We start from the raw sequence: 16,652 nt of genomic DNA on the forward strand, positions 1-16,652 counted from the left end.
GGCCTCCTCGGTATCGTGTCGAAGGCGCAACGGCAAAAGTCTTGATCGGTTGCAGTCAGGCCGTCAGCGCATCTCTGTCCTTCTTGCTCAGGCGTTCGCTTTCGCTCTTGAGCTGGCCGCAGGCGGCAAAGATATCGCGGCCGCGCGGGGTGCGCACCGGGCTCGCATAGCCAGCCTTGTTGACAATATCGGCAAAACGCTCGATCCGGCTCGACGGCGAGCAGCCATAATTGGTGCCAGGCCACGGATTGAACGGGATCAGGTTGATCTTGGCCGGAATGCCGGCCAGCAGCCGCACCAGTTCGCGCGCATCAGCATCGCTGTCATTGATACCGTCGAGCATCACATATTCAAAGGTGATGCGGCGCGCATTGGAAAGCCCAGGATAATTGCGGCAGGCGTCGAGCAGCTCTTCAAGCGGATATTTCTTGTTGATCGGCACCAAAACGTCGCGCAGGTCGTTGTTGACCGCATGCAGCGAGATCGCCAGCATCACATCGATTTCGGCGCCAGTGCGCTCGATATAGGGCACCACGCCCGAGGTCGACAGCGTGATCCGGCGTTTGCTGAGGCTCATGCCATCGCCAGCCGAAGCGATCAGCAGCGCCTGCTTCACATTGTCGAAATTATACAACGGCTCGCCCATGCCCATCATCACCACATTGGTGATGGCGCGGCTTTCGCCGCCGGGCACCAGCCCGCCATCATTGGGCCGCACGCCACCGGGGAAATCGCCCAGCCGCTCGCGCGCCATCAGGATCTGCCCCAGGATTTCGCCGGGCGTCAAATTGCGCACCAGCTTTTGCGTGCCGGTATGGCAGAACGTGCAGGTCAGCGTGCAGCCCACCTGCGAGGAAACGCACAGGGTGCCGCGATCTTCTTCTGGAATATAAACGGTTTCGATCTCGACCGGTGGCAGCCGGGGATTGGCCGGATCGCGAAAGCGGAACAGCCACTTGCGGGTGCCGTCCGACGAGACCTGCTCCGAAACGATCTCGGGCCGATCAAGGATAAACTGGTCCGCCAACAAGTTCCGCACCGGCTTGGCGATATTGGTCATCCGCTCGAAATCGGTGACGCCGTTGACATAGAGCCAGTTCCACAACTGGCTGGCCCGCATCCGGCTTTCTTTTTCGGCAATGCCGACGCCCTGCAGCGCCTCGGCCAGCAGCGGTTTGCTCAGCCCGATCAGCGACGGCCGGCTCGCCACTTCGGGACGCACCGCAGACGAATGATCAAGGTTCAGCGCAATGCTCATGGCGGGGAAAAGTCCGGAACTGCAGGATTGGCGCGGCCAATAGCATATCGGACGCGGTTACGCAAAGTAACTCTGGGGAGAGCCCGAGCATATCAGCCCTGATCCAGCCCAAGCGCTTGCAGCAAGGGCCCCACCGCCTCGCCATATTTGCCAACCTGCCCGATGGAGCTCGAATAGAGCGGCTGTCGAACCTGCACATTGGAGGCGGTATGCACGGGGCGGGCATTATCCTGGAAATTGAGGCTGGCCGGGTCCCAATCCAGACCAAGCCAATCGAACAAGCGGCGCGTTTCGCCCTCCTGGTCGCCCACCAGCGCTTCATAGCCCACTTCGTAGACGAACCCTGGCAGCACCGATCGCCAGTGCTCCATCAGTTGTGCGTAGTGCTGGTAATACTGGCCTATTTCGGCAAGATCGTAGGCATAGCGCAGCCCCGAATTTGCAAACAGGTTCTTGTAGATCGAAAGGCAGGTATCGACCGGGTCGCGCCGAACATGCACGATCCTGGCCCGCGGCAATGCCAGCTTGATCATGCCGATCAGCAGAAAATTGCCCGGCATCTTGTCGGTCACATGGGCGGTCGTTGGGCCGTAGGCGCGCAGATCGCGCACATAGCCTTGCCCCAGCTGGCGCAGGCTGGCGCCGTCAAGCCGGGGCACCAGTTGCGAAAATTGCAGCGCGCCGGGTTGTTGGTTGAGCTGGCCAACCAAGGTGCTGAGCAGGCTCAATTCACCAGCGCCGGAAATGTCGTGGTGGCTGGCCAGCACCTGTTCGACCAGGGTTGTGCCCGATCGTGGCATGCCGAGCACAAAAATCGGCGTGCTGTCGGCAAAGCCGCTGTGTTGATGGCGCTCAAACGCCGCGGCATCAAAGCTTTCCATCACATCGGCGAACTGCGCCGCGGTCTGGGCCGGATCATAGCTGAGGTTCTGCCGTCTCAGGCCATTGCCGACGACGAAATGGGCGAAGGCCGCGCCCGTCTCCCCAATATCGTCGAGCGCCTTGCCCAGGCCGAAAGACAACTGCATCCGCTCGCTGTCCGGCAGGCCCGGCTCCGCCATCAGCGTTTCCATGGCAACGATATCGTCATCCCGGGTCAGGTGCTTGACGAGATGGGACAGCTGCTGATGCCATTCGCCGTTGCGCCGATCCAGCCGTAGCGCCAGCCGCAACTCGTCTGCGGTCTCCTTCAGATAACCATAGCTGAGCAGGGTGTTGGACAGGTCGGCGTGCAGCTTGGCCGATTGTGGCTGGAGCGCTATGGCCTGCCGGTGCGCCACCACCGCGCCATCGAAATCGCCCAGATGATCGCGCGCTTTGCCAAGGGTCTGGTAAGCCTCGGCAAGTTTGGGCTCCAGGCGGACAGCCTCGGTCGCCGCGCTGACCGCCTCGCTGGCCTGGCTCAAATCGAGCAGCGCCATGGCCAGGTTATTGTGTGCTTCGGCCATGAGCGGCTGGAGCGCAATGGCGCGACGGTAATAGCTCAGCGCCACCGCTGCCCCGGCGCGCCGGTGTTCCACCATGCCCAGATTGACCAGCCCGGCGGCCATATCGGGCTGCAATAGAAGGGCTTTGTTGAGATGGATCGCCGCCTCGTCCAGCCGGTCGAGGTTGAACAACACCAAACCAATATCGGCGCGGGCAGCGGCAAAATCGGGCCAGACCCGCAGCGCCCGGATCAACAGGTCATACGCCTTGTTCAGCCGGCCAGCCTGCAAGGCCAGAATGCCACTGAGATGGAGCGCATCGACCTGCCGGGGATCGCGCGCCAAAATGCCGGCCAAAACCGTACGGGCCTCGGCTGGACTGCCACTTTGCCACCTGCCGATGGCCTGGCGGAGCTCCAGGCGTACAGTCGCAGATGTCTGAGGACGTTGATGAATTCGGTTATTCACGCCGCGACTCTTGAATAGATCGCTTCGTGCGTAGCAAATTTATGACAACGTTAGGATACTAATTATTCGCTTGTCACCCATGCAGCTGCGGCATTGGGCTCGCCGCTATTTGCACTCGTCGTTGATCGCCTTGGCCGCAGCGGTGGCGCCCGACAGCGAGAAATTCTCCACCACCTTGATGCCCCCCGCGGTGGTGCCTTCAACCACCATGGATGATCCGGCGCGGATGGCGCTGGCCAGATTGTCGCTCTGGTTGGCATCGTCGAGCCAGGCGGTATCGTTCTGGGTAAACAGCGTGAAGCTCTGCCCGCCCACGGTGATCGTGGCGGTGCTGTCGGGCTGGAAGGCGAAGCCCGCGACCAGGTTGAACTCGTTCTTGATGTTCTCGGCCGGGCGATGGGTGATGTAGAGATGGGCCTGGGTATAGCCGTCCGGCTGTGGCTCCACGGTTTTTGGCTTGGTCAGCGAAAAGCACACCGCCCCGGTCGAACTGTCGGCCGACGCGTAGGATGACCAGTCGCGGAAATCGCCGAGCAGGCGCACCGATTCAGCATTGGCGGCAACCGTGGTGGCAGCCAGCGCCAGGCCCAGTGCGGTGCAGAACGTGGCAAATCTCATCCAAAGGCCTCTTGCTGGCCCAGATGTCGGGCGAGAACGTATCCCGCCCAACCGGGCGATCATTGGTAGTGCAGGTGCCTATTTGCAGGCGGCGTCGATGGCATTCATTGCCGCGGTCGCCCCCGACAGCGAATAGGTATCGGTGGTCTTGGTGCCGCGCTGGCTGGTGCCCTTGACGGTCAGCTTGGTGCCGCCCTTGAACGCGGTGACAAACGCGCTTTCATCGGCCGTCGAGGCCAGCCAGGCGGCCGAGCCTTCAGTCAGCATCGGATAGCTTTTGCTGTCCACTGCGGCGCTGGCCCCCGCTGCCGTGGCGTTGAACGGATAGCCGACAATGGTCTGCACTTCGTTCTTGGTACCCAGGCTCTTGCGGTGGATGATCATGAAATGGATCGGATCGCGATTGGCGCCGGCGGGGTCGCTGGACTGCGGCTCGGCCGAGATATAGCAGATCTGGCCGCTGGCATCGGTCGCCTTCCAGGCTGTCCAGGCATTGAAGGTGCCCAGTTCGGTGGCTTCCTGGGCGAAAGCCTGTGGAGCCACTAAAATGAAACAGCCGACAGCCAGGCCAAACACGAGACCGCGGGTTTTCGTCGTCATTGCCAAGTCATCCTCTGTTCAAAAGGGCGCATGATTTGATCTGCTGCCCGCCAGCATGACCAGAACATGGTTACCAAGGTGTCAAAAGCCGCCGCATTTTGATTTAATACCCATGGCAGTGGACGCCAATCGTGACGGCAATTTGGCGCGTTCGATCACCTGCACCAGCGTTTGCGCCGCTACGGTTAAAAAACCCCTAACACTTGCGTGAAGTTGACCGGAAAGGCGCCAGGCGCTCAGGCGGCAAATTCGGCCAGCGGATAGCTCTGCTCGATCACATAGGGTCCGCCACCCACCGAATCCCGGCTTGAATAGAGCACGAACCGCCCTACCGAAAATTCCAGTGGCTCGAACCGCCCGGCCATGGCCATGAACCGCGCCAGATCCCCGGCCGTCGCCCCGCGCAGTCGGGCCAAGGCAACATGGGGCACAAATTTGCGCCCTTCCGGCTCGAGGCCCGCCCGCTGCAACACCCGCTCATGGGCTGCCTGCAGCCGGATCAGCGTGTCGTTGACCTCGACGCCCGCATAGAGCGCCCGCGGCTTGTCGCCGCCAAAGGCGCCCAGATGGTTGAGCTTGAGGGTGAAGGCGGTGGAATTGGACAGCCGGTCCAGGCTATCGGCCACATCATTGGCCGTGCGGATATCGACATCGCCGATAAAGCGCAGCGTGATGTGGTAATTTTCCGCATCGATCCAGCGCGAACCCTGCAATCCACCGCGCTTGAGCGATAGGGCGAAAGCCACATCGGCCGGAATTTCGAGGCCGGTAAAGAGCCGGGGCATGGGGCCCTCCTCTTTGCAAAACAACGCGCGATTCGTATTGCGACGCTACCATAATGCCAATCCGCGCCTAGGGCCTTATCGTCACAGGACGGCGATCTCCCTTGTATTGAGGGTGTGCCGCATACATATTGTTGGCAAGTGGCGCGCAAACGACGCCTCTGGCGGGTATCAAACCCGCATCCGTTTGATGGGAAAGGGACATTGATCATGGCTGAATTTGACCGTCAGACCCTCAATACGCGGGCCAGCTCGGCCGCAGCTATTGACGAAGGTCTGCGCAGCTACATGCTGCGCGTTTACAATTACATGGGTATCGGGCTGGTCGTCACCGGCGTGGTCGCCTGGTTTGCTGCCAATGCCGCAGTGACCACCAATCCAGATGCCGCCGTTGGCCAGTTGCGCAACGGCACGTTGGTGACCCAGTGGGGCGCCCTGCTGTTTAACAGCCCGCTGCAGTGGGTGGTGATGCTGGCGCCGCTGGCGTTCGTTTTGGTGCTCAGCTTTGGCATCAACAAGATGAAGGCAAGCACCGCACAGCTGGTGTTCTGGGCCTTTGCCGCCGTGATGGGGCTGTCGCTTTCGTCGATCTTCCTCGTCTATACCGGCGCCTCGATCGCCAAGGTGTTCTTCATCACCGCCGCCACTTTCGGCGCCATGAGCCTTTATGGCTACACCACCAAGCGCGACCTGACCCAGTTCGGCTCGTTCCTGATGATGGGCCTGTTCGGGCTGATCATCGCCTCGGTCGTCAACATGTTCTTCCCGTCGGGCCCGCTCGGCTTCATCATCTCGATCGTCGGCGTTTTGATCTTTGTCGGTCTAACCGCCTATGACACCCAGAAGATCAAGGAAAGCTATTCGGAAAGCCACGGCGCCGAACTGCTGGCCAAGGGTGCCATCATGGGCGCCCTGTCGCTCTACCTCGATTTCATCAACCTGTTCATGATGATGCTTCGCCTGTTCGGCAACCAGCGCAACTAGGATCGTTGATCGCACGATCAACGAATTTGGTTGGACGAAAAATCGGGCCGCTGTCTAAATGACAGCGGTCTTTTTCATTGGTTCCGCCATGTCCGACATATCCTTGCGCCCATTCCAGTGGGGCGACGTCCCCGCCATCACCGCCATCTACAAGCACTATTGCGAAACCTCGACGGCGACCTTCGATCTCGAAGCGCCCGGCCCCACTTATCTGGCCGAAAAATTCGGCCACATGCTCGAAGCCGGCCATCCCATCGTCATCGCCGAATGCGCCGGTGAACTGGTCGGCTACGCCTATGCTTCCACCTACCGCCCCCGCCCCGCCTATCGCTTCACCTGCGAAGACTCCATCTACCTGCGCCCCGACACCATCGGCCAGGGCCTGGGCAAAGTGCTGCTGGCCGAACTGATCGCCCAGAGCCAGATCTTCGGCTTCAAGCAGATGATCGCCGTCATCACCGCGGAGTCAGCCGGCTCCATCGCCCTGCACGAAAAATTCGGCTTCCACCACGTCGGCCGCCACGAAGCCCTGGGCCTCAAGTTCGATCGCTGGCTCGACGTCATTCATATGCAGCGGGCGCTGTAGCAGATAACGCTGGACGTCACCGCTTGATACCGCTCATCCGCCCTTCGGCCACCTTCTCCCGCAAGGGGAGAAGGGAATGCAGGGGAGCGGCAAGAGTGGAGCCAACCCTCGCCCCTTGCGGGAGAGGGTGGATCGCGCAAAGCGCGAGACGGGTGAGGGGTTCTTTTCGAGAACGCCCGGGCTCGCGCTAAAGCACCTTCCGCATCGGCCGTCCTGACCGGTCATAATCCGGGCCCGTCTCGCCCGCGTCGATCCAGCCGATGCCCTGATAAAACCGGCGCGCCGTCGCCGAACTGAACAGCCGCCCCGTCGCGTGACCTGAAGCCTTCAACTCTGCTTCCAGCCGCGCCATCAGCGCCTTGCTGACACCGGCAAAACGCGCTTCCGGCGCCACATAGTTGAGCGCAACGGTATCGCCCTCAGTCCCTGCCACGCCGACCACCGCACCATCCAGTTCGGCAACAAACAGCGATAACGCCGGATTGGCCAGCATCGCGCGAACTCCGTCCGGCGATTTGTTGCGGGTCCAATGGGTAATTTCAGCCAGATCATCATGATGGTCGGCCGCACAAAGCTCGGTGATTGAGGCAGTCATCACCGCGCTCATCGCCTCGATATCGGCCGGCAGCGCCCGCCGCACCAGCACCTAGCGCACCAGCACCAATTGCGGATCGAGTACGCGCAACACCAGCCCCAGATCATGCCCGCGCTTGAGGATACGGCCCTGCTGGTTGGTCACCGAAAACTGTCCCTGCCGGTTGCGCAGCCGAGGGGTTTTTTCCACGATATAGAGCGGGCGCTCAGAGACCCGCGCATAGATCGAAAATACCGCCCGCTCGCGCAGAAAATCCATGGCGTAGTCGCGCCAGTCGCCCGCACTGACCTTGCGGCCATAGACCGACAGGATCATCGCCAGTTCCTTGCGATCGAACGCCACGATGGCGGGCAGGCGCGACGGCCCGCCCTGAGCTGGCGGCTCGGCGGCATGCACCAGCGTGATCGGTCCGGTCTTTTCGCTGGGCGATTGGCCATCCGCCAAGGATGCATCTCCTCATGACAACCCCGTCATGATTGCGGCATTCGCCAAAGTTGGCAAGCGTTTCGGAATTGGGCCGAATTGGGCGCACAGATTCCCCATTTTGGTCACATTGTTTCCCTGCTTGCGTCCAAATGCGCAGGCAGTATTCAACCATTGCCTCCAGTGATCGGCAGGCGGGCGGACCGAGCCCCCAACCTTGAAGCCTGCCTGCTGATCGCCCTATTCTGACCCAGTCAGTCTATCCCGCTCCTGCCCCCAGGAGCGGGATTTTTTTGATCTGGCGCGCGGTGTTTAGCCACCGGGTGATCGTGAAAATGAACTGAAGTCCTACCGCTCGATTGCGGCCGCGCCGATGATCGCGCCGGGCAGCCCGTCGTGTTCCTGCTGCACCAGCACCGCCAGGCCATTGGTCTGGCCGGTCAGCAATTCGCCCAGCGGCAGTTTGAGATGTGCGCCGTTCTGGGCTTCCCACAGGCCCAGCACCTGCCGGGCATTGACCACATTGGTATAGCGCATGGTCTTGCCGGCATTTTCGCCGCGCTCGATCACCACATCGGCCTTGCCGACATAGGTCACCAGCCACACCACCGCATTGTCGAGCCCGGTCTTGCCCTCGATATCGATGGCGACCATGTTGTTGGCGGCACTGACGCTGACCGGCAGTGGCAGGCTGGCGCTGCCCAGGGCGGTATTGACATCGCGCGCCCGCGACCCCACCACGCCCTTGACGCCATTGACCACCATTTGCGGGGTATAGATGCGCGACGAGCCCCAGCTTTTGGCATAGGCCCGCTGACGGTCCGAATTGGCTTCGGCCCCGAACGTGTCGGGCCAGCCGACATAGTCCCAATAATTGACGTGATAGGCCAAAGCGATCACATCCTGCCCGGTGCTGATCCTGGTCAGCAGCGCATCGGCAGGCGGGCATGACGAACACCCCTGGCTGGTGAACAATTCCACCACTGCCTTGGGATGCACGCGCGCCTCCTCGGCTCCGGCCGGAACGGCAAGAGCCAGCAAGGCGGCAAAACTGAAACTTGTGCCCAGCAGACGTCTAGAGATCATGGCCCCCGTTGTACGGCAGCGCCCCATGGTCCCGCCAGTCACTTCAGGGTGAGACTTGTGGATTTGTCGGCCGATGGTTGACGCGCCGGTCTTTGCCCGACAATCCAGGCCGTTAACGGGCGTGATCCAGCACATCGCTCAGGCTGGACACCACGGCAAAAGCACCCGCCTCGCCCAGCCGCTCGGTCAGGCCATCATAGGCATGGCCGCCCCCGATAAACCCGAGCACCCGCATCCCGGCGCGCCGCGCTGCAGTCACCCCCGCCACCGAATCCTCGACCACCAGGCACTCGCCCGGATCGAACCCCATTTGCGCTGCCGCATGCAAGAACACATCCGGCGCCGGCTTGGAGCGTTTCACCTGACTCGCCGAAAACACATGTGGATCAACCAGTTCCAACAGCCCCGCATGCCCCAGATTGGTCCGCAGCGCATCGAGCCGTGTTGACGAGGCAACACACAAGTCCACGCCGCGGCCCTTGAGCGTCCGGACCGTATCGCCCGCGGCAGCAATCGGTTGCAGATCCTCGGCCAGCCGCCGTTTGCATTCCGCGGCAATGCCCTGCAGCCAATCATCAGGCTGCTCAAACCCGATTTCGGCCGAAATCGTCTCCCACGCCTCGCGATGGGTGACGCCGGTAAACCGCCGCGCGATATCGGCGGCCGAGGTCGGATGGCCCAGCCCGGTCAGTGCCTCGGCATCGACCGCACAATAGATCACTTCGCTGTCGATCAGCACGCCATCGCAATCGAAAATGACCAGCATCGGCACTCCAGAAAGAAAAAGCCCCGGCGAACCGGGGCTTTGGATTTATGCTGCCACCAGGCTGCGCAGCACATAGTGCAGGATGCCCCCGTGCTTGTAATATTCCAGCTCGTTGGCGGTATCGATACGGCAGCGGGTGATAATGGTACGTTCCGTGCCATTGGCCGAAACGATCTTTACCGCCACGCTGGCGCGCGGCACGATTTCGGTGACGCCCTCGATGGTCACTGTCTCGGTGCCATCCAGCCCCAGCGTCTGCCAGCTTTCGCCATCGGAGAACTGCAGCGGCAACACGCCCATGCCCACCAGGTTGGAGCGGTGGATGCGCTCGAACGACTGCGCAATCACCGCGCGGACGCCGAGCAGCGTGGTGCCCTTGGCCGCCCAGTCACGCGACGAGCCGGTGCCATATTCCTTGCCGGCAAACACCACCAACGGCGTGCCCAGCGCCTGATAGGCCATGGCGGCATCATAAATGGCCATCTGCGAGCCATCGGGGCCCTTGGTATAGCCGCCTTCGACGCCGGCCAGCATCTGGTTCTTGATCCGGATATTGGCAAAGGTGCCGCGCATCATCACTTCATGATTGCCGCGACGGGCGCCATAGGAGTTGAAATCGCGCGGCGCCACCTGGCGTTCTTCCAGATATTTACCCGCCGGGGTCGAGGCCTTGAACGAGCCGGCCGGAGAAATATGGTCGGTGGTGATCGAATCAAGGAACAGCGCCAGCACGCGCGCATCCTTGATATTGGTCACCGGCTTTGGCGTCATGGTCATGCCTTCGAAGTAAGGCGGGTTCTGCACATAGGTGGAACCGGAGTTCCAGCCATAGGTCTCGCTTTCTTCGATGGCGATGCCCTGCCAGTTGGTGTCGCCCTTGAACACGTCCGAGTAACGGCCCTGGAACATCTCCTTGGTGACGTTCTTGCGGACGATTTCGGCAATCTCGTGGTTCGACGGCCAGATGTCCTTGAGGTAAACATCCTTGCCATCCGAACCGACCCCGATCGGGTCCTTGGTGATGTCGATATTCATCGAACCAGCAATGGCATAGGCCACCACCAGCGGCGGCGAGGCGAGGAAGTTGGCCTTGACGTCCGGGTTCACCCGGCCTTCAAAGTTGCGGTTGCCCGACAGCACCGAGGCCGCGACCAGATCGCCGGCCTGTACGGCCTTGGAGATTTCCACCGGCAGCGGGCCCGAATTGCCGATACAGGTGGTGCAGCCATAACCCACGAGGTTGAAGCCGATGGCATCGAGGTCTGCCGACAGGCCAGCGCTGTCGAGATAATCGGTCACCACCTGCGAGCCGGGTGCCAGCGAGGTCTTGACCCATGGCTTGGAATTCAGCCCCAGCGCCCGCGCCTTGCGCGCCACCAGACCCGCAGCAACCAGCACCGACGGGTTCGACGTATTGGTGCATGAGGTAATGGCCGCAATCACCACGTCACCATGACCGATCGTGTAGGACGTGCCTTCCACCGGAATGGCCGGATGGTCTTCCTTGCCGAATTCCTTGGGCAGCGCAGCGGCAAACTTGTCCTTGGCCTGATCCAGCGCAATCCGGTCCTGCGGACGCTTCGGACCAGAGATCGACGGCACCACCGTGGTCAGGTCGAGTTCGAGCGTATCGGTAAAGATCAGATCGGCCGAATTGGTTTCGCGATACATGCCCTGGGCGCGCGAATAGGCTTCGACCAGCGCCACGCGATGCGGTTCGCGGCCCGAGGTCGTCAGATATTTCAGCGTGTCGTCATCGACCGGGAAATAGCCGCAGGTCGCGCCATATTCGGGCGCCATATTGGCAATCGTCGCCTGATCTTCGAGCGACAGGTAATCCAGCCCCGGGCCATAAAATTCGACGAACTTGCCGACCACGCCGCGCTTGCGCAGCATTTCGGTGACCGTCAGCACCAGATCGGTGGCGGTAATGCCTTCATTGATCTTGCCGGTCATCTTGAAGCCGACCACTTCCGGGATCATCATGGTGATCGGCTGGCCCAGCATTGCCGCTTCCGCCTCGATCCCGCCCACGCCCCAGCCGAGCACGGCCATGCCATTGACCATGGTGGTGTGCGAGTCAGTGCCTACCAGCGTATCCGGATAAGCGACGGTTTCGCCGTCTTCGTCACGAATCCACACGGTCTGCGCCAGATATTCCAGGTTCACCTGATGGCAGATGCCGGTGCCGGGTGGCACCACGCGGAAATTGTCGAACGCCTTCTGGCCCCAGCGCAAAAATTCATAGCGCTCGCCATTACGTTCATATTCCAGATCGACGTTCTGCTTGAACGCGCCGGGGGTGCCGAAATTGTCCACCATCACCGAATGGTCGATCACTAGGTCGACCGGCACCAGCGGGTTGATTTTTTGCGGATTGGCGCCGAGCTTGGCGGTCGCATCGCGCATCGCGGCAAGATCGACCACGGCGGGCACGCCGGTAAAATCCTGCATCAAAACCCGGGCCGGGCGGTAGGAAATCTCATGCTCGGAGGTGCGGGTCTTCAGCCATTCGGCAATCGCCAGAATGTCGGCCTTGGTCACCGTGATGCCGTCCTCGAAGCGCAAAAGGTTTTCCAGCACCACCTTCATCGAACCGGGCAGCTTGGTCACCCCGGCCAGGCCGTTCTTTTCGGCCAGCGGCAGCGAAAAATACGTATAGGTCTTGCCGCCCACGTCGAGCGTGGTTTTCGATTTGAAGCTATTGAGCGAAGAGGTCACGGTGCCCGCCTGTCGTTGCGTTACAGGGCGCTGCGCAGGGGCCGGAAAACAGGGATTTCAACATCTCCCCGCGGCCAGAACGCATCGCCTTTCCTGGAATGAGTCCAATCTATAAGTGCTTATAGTTAAACAAATTGGGCCTTGCCAGTGCGGTGAGAGCTTCAATACGACATGGGGCCATGACAGAACGGCAAGCCTTTCGTCACATGACTTTGACAGTTCGCGGCCTTGGTGGCCAGCGGGGCGATAAACTGCTGTTCAATGCTCTCGATTTTTCCATCGAAAGCGGATCGGCCCTGGCCCTGCGCGGACCCAATGGCGCCGGCAAGACCACACTGCTGCTGACGCTGGCCGGCATGATCACCCCGACCGCCGGGACCATGACGCTGACTGGCGCCGAAGCCGATGGCCCGCCGCTGCTGCACTCTTTCGGCCACCAGAACGCCATCAAGCCCCGCCTGAGTGTTGCCGAAAACCTGACCTTCTGGGCAGCGGTCAACGGCCCCACCGGCCTCCCCGTCCAAACCGCCCTTGATGAAGTCGGCCTCGGCTCCATCGCCGCACTCGACGCCGGCTATCTCTCCGCTGGCCAATCCCGCCGCCTGGCTCTCGCCCGCCTGCTGGTCACCGCCCGCCCGGTCTGGCTTCTCGATGAACCCATGGCCGCGCTCGACAGCGCCGGCGACGCCCTGGTCGGCCGCCTGATCGACCAGCATCTCGACTTGGGCGGCCTCGTTATCGCCGCCACCCACGACGACCTGCCTTTGCGCGACCCGGCCCGCATCAGCGTACTCACCCTCGGCGGCACGTCATGACTGCTTTTACCGCCATCATCACCCGCGAACTCAAGCTGGCGCTGCGCGGCGGCGGCGATGTGCTGACGCTGGTACTGTTCTTCGTCATGATCGGCGTCATCGTGCCCTTCGCCATCGGCCCGGACAAAATCCTTTTGGCCAGACTCGCCCCCGGCATCGTCTGGATCGCCGCTTTCCTCTCCATGCTGCTCGGGCTCGACCGGCTGTTCCGCGCCGACCATGACGACGGCACCCTGACCCTGTTGCGCCACGCCGATCTGCCCTTTGCCGCCATCGTTGCCGCAAAAGTGATTGCCCATTGGCTGCTCACCGCCGTGCCGCTGCTGCTGGCCAGTCCACTCTTGGCAATCATGCTGGCCATGGATTTGACCAGCCTCGGCCGCGCCATCCTGTCGCTATTGCTCGGCACGCCGGCGCTGGTTTCCCTCGGCGCCATCGGCGCTGCCGTCACGGTTTCCATCAGGCGCGGCGGGCTGATCGCCCCGGTGCTGATCCTGCCACTGGCCATCCCTGTGCTGATCTTCGGCGTCGGCGCCATTTCCACCGGGCCAGGCCCCGATCAAACCGGCGGGGCGCTGCTGTTTCTTGCGGCAATCAGCCTCATCACCACCGCTCTGGCTCCCTTTGCCGCCGCACTTGCGATAAGTTCGGGCGAAGACTAGAGCAATTTGCCCATGAGCATCGATATCGCCCCCAAGCCCAACTGGTTCAGCCGCATCGCCCATCCAGGTCAGTTCGTGGCCTGGAGCCGACCGTTGATCTGGCCGCTGGCGGCAATCACCGCGCTACTGTTCGTCGTTGGGCTCTATTTCGCGTTCTTCCACTCGCCCGCCGACTACCAGATGGGTGAGACGGTGCGCATCATGTACATCCACGTCCCCAATGCCTGGCTCAGCCAGTTCGTCTACGCCATCATGGCGGCCTCTGCGCTCGGCACGCTGGTCTGGCGCCATCCACTGGCCGATGTGTCAATGAAAGCCGCCGCGCCGCTCGGCGCCGTGTTCACCGCGCTGGCGCTGTTCACCGGCTCGCTCTGGGGCCGCCCCACCTGGGGCACCTTCTGGGAATGGGACGGCCGCATGACCTCCACCCTCGTCCTGCTGCTGATCTACCTCGGCATCATCGCGCTGTGGCGCGCCTTTGACGACCAGCTCCGCGCCGCTCGCGTCATTGCCGTGTTCACCCTCGTCGGCGCGGTCAACATCCCGATCATCAAGTTCTCGGTCGATTGGTGGAGTACCCTGCATCAGCCCGCCAGCGTTTTCACCCCCGGCGGCCCGCACATGCCCGGCTCGATCCTGTTGCCACTGTTCATCATGTTCTTTGCCTTCACCTTCCTGTTCCTGCTGCTGCATCTGGTTGCCATCCACACCGAAGTGAAGCGGCGCAAGGTGATGACCCTGGAAAAGCGCGCTGCCGGAGCCTCGGCATGATCGATCTGGGACCCCACGCCGTCTTCATTATCTGGGCCTATATTGGCGTCGCCATCGCCGTTGCCGGCCTGCTCGCCACCACCGTGCTCGATGCCCGTCGCATAGAGGCTCGCCTCAGGGCGCTCGACGCGCAGGGCATCCGCCGCCGCTCGGCGGACCCAGCCTGATGCGCTACGTCCTCTTCGCTTTGCCCTTTGTGGCGCTGCTCGGTCTGCTCGGTGTGTTCTACTATTCCCTCAACCGCGACCCCGGCTACATCCCCTCGGTGCTGATCGACAAGCCAGCGCCGCAATTCACGCTGCCCGCCGTCGCCGATCTGGGCGTGCCCGGCTTCGATACCGCCGCGCTCAAGGGCGAAGTTACCGTGGTCAACGTCTTTGCCAGCTGGTGCATTCCCTGCCGCGCCGAACACCCGATCCTGACCGCGCTCAAGGACGTTTCGGGGGTGCGCCTCTTCGGCATCAATCAGGCCGATACCGCCCAGAACGCCAAGGCGTTTCTCGACGAGCTGGGCAATCCCTATGACGCCATCGGCGCCGATGCCGACCGCCGCGTTTCCATCGATTGGGGCGTCTATGGCGTGCCCGAAACCTTCCTTGTCGATGCCCAGGGGGTGATCGCCTTCAAGCATGTCGGCCCCCTCAGCCCCGAGGCGGTGGAACGGGACCTGCTGCCAGCCATTAAGCAGGCACAGGGCAAGACCAGCTGACCCTGCAGGGGGGAGCACCACATGACCGACGTTCGCCGCACTGACCGCGCCTCACGCTTGATCAAGGCCAGCCCGCCGACCCTTTACAATGCCTTCATCGATCCCGAAGCGCTGCTTAAATGGCTGCCACCCAAGGGCATGAGCGGCGAATTCTTCACTTTCGATCCGCGCCCCGGCGGCAGCTACCGCATGGTCCTGACCTATACCGAGGCCGGCCACGAAACCTCCGGCAAAACCTCCGCTGACGCTGATATCGTCGACGTTGCCTTTATCGGCATGATCCCCAACGAGCGCGTGGTGCAGGCGGTGAAGTTCCAGTCCGAAGACCCCAGCTTTGCCGGCACCATGACCATGGCCTGGGTGCTCACACCCAGGGACGGCGCCACCGAAGTCACCATCACCTGCGAAAAAGTCCCGCCGGGCATCGGCAAGGCAGATCATGACAGGGGCCTGGCCTCGTCGCTGGAAAACCTGGCGCGGTACGCGGAAGGGCGGACCTGATCTGCGCCTTCCAGGAAGCCGACTGGATAGGAAACTTTGTGAAACTTTGTTATTCTGGAGCCAAAGGAGACCATAATGGCCACAATGACAGTGTCACTGCCCGAGCCGTTGAAGGACTGGATCGAGGCTCTGGTTGGCGAGGGTGACTACGCTTCGACCAGCGACTACGTGCGCGATCTGGTGCGCAAGGACAAGGAATTGCGCGATGCCAGCTTCGAGATGACCGACGCCCTGCGTGAAAAGCTTGATAGATCGCTGGCCAGCGGCATCAGCACCAAAACACTCGACGAAATTTTTGCTGACGCGGTCCGCAAGGTCGAGGCGCGGCAGAAAAAGCTTGGCTAGCTATCGCCTCACCGACATCGCCAGCTCCGAGATCGAAGACATTTTTGTTTTCGGCCTGATGACATTCGGGTTCGATCAGGCCGCTGCCTATCAACTCAAACTCAGCCACGTCTTCCAGTTGCTGGCCGACAATCCGGCGATGGGCCGACGTGCTGATCCGCTCAACGCCGCCATGCGACGGCACGAGCACGGCAGCCATCGCATCTTTTACGAGCCATCTACCGATGGCGTCCTCATCGTCAGCGTCATTCACATGAGCAGCGTTCGCCGGCCGGGCGACCCAGCCTAAAAGTCGCTGGTCAGCCCCTTGATCTCCCAATCGCCATAGCGCGCCGGCTCCAGCCCGCCGCGCCCGCCTTCTTCCTTAGGGGCATTCGCGGCCTTTTCATCGATTGCCTTGCGACGCGCTGCGGCTTCGGCCAGCGCCCGGCGGGCAGCATCGGTAAGGGGTTTGGCTTGGTCGGGCTCTTGGTCGGTCATGGTCAATAGGTTACGGTTTGGACAGAAGTCTTGCAGGGAACCCCTGGCGACCCAA

21 protein-coding genes are annotated in these 16,652 nt (G+C 61.9%); 10 read left to right on the top strand and 11 right to left on the bottom strand.

Going from position 1 to position 16,652, the window contains the following annotated elements; genetic code table 11:
* Window positions 1-55: 55 nt before the first annotated feature.
* The 5 genes from rlmN to thpR all read right to left on the bottom strand — a co-directional run bounded on the left by rlmN (window position 56) and on the right by thpR (window position 5,156).
* Entirely contained in the window at window positions 56-1,258 is a 1,203-nt protein-coding gene (rlmN, locus tag ABIT12_RS10175; RefSeq protein WP_348045531.1) for a 23S rRNA (adenine(2503)-C(2))-methyltransferase RlmN, read from the bottom strand.
* 92 nt (window positions 1,259-1,350) lie between these two features.
* Window positions 1,351-3,153, bottom strand: coding sequence for a sulfotransferase (locus ABIT12_RS10180; RefSeq protein ID WP_348045532.1), 1,803 nt, complete (start codon window positions 3,151-3,153; stop codon window positions 1,351-1,353).
* 105 nt (window positions 3,154-3,258) lie between these two features.
* Entirely contained in the window at window positions 3,259-3,771 is a 513-nt protein-coding gene (locus ABIT12_RS10185) for an invasion associated locus B family protein (protein ID WP_348045534.1), read from the bottom strand.
* Between the two features lie 78 nt (window positions 3,772-3,849).
* Window positions 3,850-4,371, bottom strand: a complete 522-nt coding sequence (locus ABIT12_RS10190; RefSeq protein ID WP_348045536.1) for an invasion associated locus B family protein — start codon at window positions 4,369-4,371, stop codon at window positions 3,850-3,852.
* A 236-nt stretch (window positions 4,372-4,607) separates the two neighbouring features.
* Entirely contained in the window at window positions 4,608-5,156 is a 549-nt protein-coding gene (thpR, locus tag ABIT12_RS10195; RefSeq protein ID WP_348045538.1) for an RNA 2',3'-cyclic phosphodiesterase, read from the bottom strand.
* Window positions 5,157-5,363: 207 nt separating this feature from the next.
* Between thpR and ABIT12_RS10200 the strand changes: the two genes are divergently transcribed.
* Complete coding sequence (locus tag ABIT12_RS10200; protein ID WP_348045540.1) at window positions 5,364-6,137, top strand: Bax inhibitor-1/YccA family protein; 774 nt, start codon at window positions 5,364-5,366, stop codon at window positions 6,135-6,137.
* Window positions 6,138-6,225: 88 nt separating this feature from the next.
* Window positions 6,226-6,723, top strand: a complete 498-nt coding sequence (locus ABIT12_RS10205) for an N-acetyltransferase family protein (protein WP_348045542.1) — start codon at window positions 6,226-6,228, stop codon at window positions 6,721-6,723.
* A 187-nt stretch (window positions 6,724-6,910) separates the two neighbouring features.
* Here ABIT12_RS10205 and ABIT12_RS10210 read toward each other — a convergent pair whose 3' ends face one another.
* The 5 genes from ABIT12_RS10210 to acnA form a co-directional block, all read right to left on the bottom strand.
* A complete protein-coding gene (locus tag ABIT12_RS10210) occupies window positions 6,911-7,369 on the bottom strand; it encodes a GNAT family N-acetyltransferase (protein ID WP_348045544.1) in 459 nt (152 codons plus the stop codon).
* Window positions 7,370-7,762 carry a DUF2794 domain-containing protein gene (locus ABIT12_RS10215; RefSeq protein WP_348045546.1) on the bottom strand — a complete coding sequence of 131 codons (393 nt, stop codon included), beginning with the start codon at window positions 7,760-7,762 and terminating at the stop codon, window positions 7,370-7,372.
* 327 nt (window positions 7,763-8,089) lie between these two features.
* Window positions 8,090-8,827 carry a DUF1223 domain-containing protein gene (locus tag ABIT12_RS10220; RefSeq protein ID WP_348045548.1) on the bottom strand — a complete coding sequence of 246 codons (738 nt, stop codon included), beginning with the start codon at window positions 8,825-8,827 and terminating at the stop codon, window positions 8,090-8,092.
* A 112-nt stretch (window positions 8,828-8,939) separates the two neighbouring features.
* On the bottom strand, window positions 8,940-9,593 hold the full coding sequence (locus ABIT12_RS10225; protein ID WP_348045550.1) for an HAD family phosphatase: 654 nt from the start codon (window positions 9,591-9,593) through the stop codon (window positions 8,940-8,942).
* Between the two features lie 45 nt (window positions 9,594-9,638).
* Window positions 9,639-12,314: an aconitate hydratase AcnA gene (gene acnA, locus ABIT12_RS10230; RefSeq protein WP_348045552.1), complete on the bottom strand. Its 2,676-nt coding sequence runs from the start codon at window positions 12,312-12,314 to the stop codon at window positions 9,639-9,641.
* 206 nt (window positions 12,315-12,520) lie between these two features.
* On the opposite strand from acnA, the gene ccmA reads away from it, so the two are divergent.
* From ccmA to ABIT12_RS10270, 8 genes are all read left to right on the top strand, one after another.
* Window positions 12,521-13,129, top strand: coding sequence for a heme ABC exporter ATP-binding protein CcmA (gene ccmA / locus ABIT12_RS10235; RefSeq protein ID WP_348045554.1), 609 nt, complete (start codon window positions 12,521-12,523; stop codon window positions 13,127-13,129).
* Complete coding sequence (gene ccmB / locus ABIT12_RS10240; protein ID WP_348045556.1) at window positions 13,126-13,791, top strand: heme exporter protein CcmB; 666 nt, start codon at window positions 13,126-13,128, stop codon at window positions 13,789-13,791. The genes ccmA and ccmB overlap by 4 nt, the downstream gene beginning before the upstream one ends.
* A gap of 12 nt (window positions 13,792-13,803) precedes the next feature.
* Window positions 13,804-14,562, top strand: coding sequence for a heme ABC transporter permease (locus ABIT12_RS10245; protein WP_348045558.1), 759 nt, complete (start codon window positions 13,804-13,806; stop codon window positions 14,560-14,562).
* The gene (ccmD, locus tag ABIT12_RS10250) at window positions 14,559-14,729 is read left to right on the top strand and encodes a heme exporter protein CcmD (RefSeq protein WP_348045559.1); all 171 of its coding nucleotides are present in this window, start codon (window positions 14,559-14,561) and stop codon (window positions 14,727-14,729) included. The genes ABIT12_RS10245 and ccmD overlap by 4 nt, the downstream gene beginning before the upstream one ends.
* Window positions 14,729-15,271, top strand: a complete 543-nt coding sequence (locus ABIT12_RS10255) for a DsbE family thiol:disulfide interchange protein (protein WP_348045561.1) — start codon at window positions 14,729-14,731, stop codon at window positions 15,269-15,271. Before ccmD ends, ABIT12_RS10255 begins: the two co-directional genes overlap by 1 nt.
* Before the next feature lie 21 nt (window positions 15,272-15,292).
* Complete coding sequence (locus ABIT12_RS10260; RefSeq protein WP_348045563.1) at window positions 15,293-15,772, top strand: SRPBCC family protein; 480 nt, start codon at window positions 15,293-15,295, stop codon at window positions 15,770-15,772.
* Between the two features lie 75 nt (window positions 15,773-15,847).
* Entirely contained in the window at window positions 15,848-16,117 is a 270-nt protein-coding gene (locus ABIT12_RS10265; protein ID WP_348045565.1) for a type II toxin-antitoxin system ParD family antitoxin, read from the top strand.
* Complete coding sequence (locus ABIT12_RS10270; RefSeq protein ID WP_348045567.1) at window positions 16,110-16,406, top strand: type II toxin-antitoxin system RelE/ParE family toxin; 297 nt, start codon at window positions 16,110-16,112, stop codon at window positions 16,404-16,406. Before ABIT12_RS10265 ends, ABIT12_RS10270 begins: the two co-directional genes overlap by 8 nt.
* Here ABIT12_RS10270 and ABIT12_RS10275 read toward each other — a convergent pair.
* Window positions 16,403-16,597, bottom strand: a complete 195-nt coding sequence (locus ABIT12_RS10275) for a DUF1674 domain-containing protein (protein WP_348045569.1) — start codon at window positions 16,595-16,597, stop codon at window positions 16,403-16,405. The genes ABIT12_RS10270 and ABIT12_RS10275 overlap by 4 nt on opposite strands.
* Window positions 16,598-16,652 lie beyond the last annotated feature (55 nt).

Origin of the sequence: Devosia sp. (genome assembly GCF_039927955.1) — a bacterium.
Lineage (GTDB): Bacteria > Pseudomonadota > Alphaproteobacteria > Rhizobiales > Devosiaceae > Devosia.

Coding starts and splice junctions, on each gene's coding strand:
- rlmN (WP_348045531.1), bottom strand. CDS start 1,258: ATGAGCATTGCGCTGAACCTTGATCATTCGTCTGCGGTGCGTCCCGAA.
- ABIT12_RS10185 (WP_348045534.1), bottom strand. CDS start 3,771: ATGAGATTTGCCACGTTCTGCACCGCACTGGGCCTGGCGCTGGCTGCC.
- ABIT12_RS10190 (WP_348045536.1), bottom strand. CDS start 4,371: ATGACGACGAAAACCCGCGGTCTCGTGTTTGGCCTGGCTGTCGGCTGT.
- thpR (WP_348045538.1), bottom strand. CDS start 5,156: ATGCCCCGGCTCTTTACCGGCCTCGAAATTCCGGCCGATGTGGCTTTC.
- ABIT12_RS10200 (WP_348045540.1), top strand. CDS start 5,364: ATGGCTGAATTTGACCGTCAGACCCTCAATACGCGGGCCAGCTCGGCC.
- ABIT12_RS10205 (WP_348045542.1), top strand. CDS start 6,226: ATGTCCGACATATCCTTGCGCCCATTCCAGTGGGGCGACGTCCCCGCC.
- ABIT12_RS10220 (WP_348045548.1), bottom strand. CDS start 8,827: ATGATCTCTAGACGTCTGCTGGGCACAAGTTTCAGTTTTGCCGCCTTG.
- ABIT12_RS10225 (WP_348045550.1), bottom strand. CDS start 9,593: ATGCTGGTCATTTTCGATTGCGATGGCGTGCTGATCGACAGCGAAGTG.
- ccmA (WP_348045554.1), top strand. CDS start 12,521: ATGACTTTGACAGTTCGCGGCCTTGGTGGCCAGCGGGGCGATAAACTG.
- ccmB (WP_348045556.1), top strand. CDS start 13,126: ATGACTGCTTTTACCGCCATCATCACCCGCGAACTCAAGCTGGCGCTG.
- ABIT12_RS10245 (WP_348045558.1), top strand. CDS start 13,804: ATGAGCATCGATATCGCCCCCAAGCCCAACTGGTTCAGCCGCATCGCC.
- ccmD (WP_348045559.1), top strand. CDS start 14,559: ATGATCGATCTGGGACCCCACGCCGTCTTCATTATCTGGGCCTATATT.
- ABIT12_RS10255 (WP_348045561.1), top strand. CDS start 14,729: ATGCGCTACGTCCTCTTCGCTTTGCCCTTTGTGGCGCTGCTCGGTCTG.
- ABIT12_RS10260 (WP_348045563.1), top strand. CDS start 15,293: ATGACCGACGTTCGCCGCACTGACCGCGCCTCACGCTTGATCAAGGCC.
- ABIT12_RS10265 (WP_348045565.1), top strand. CDS start 15,848: ATGGCCACAATGACAGTGTCACTGCCCGAGCCGTTGAAGGACTGGATC.
- ABIT12_RS10275 (WP_348045569.1), bottom strand. CDS start 16,597: ATGACCGACCAAGAGCCCGACCAAGCCAAACCCCTTACCGATGCTGCC.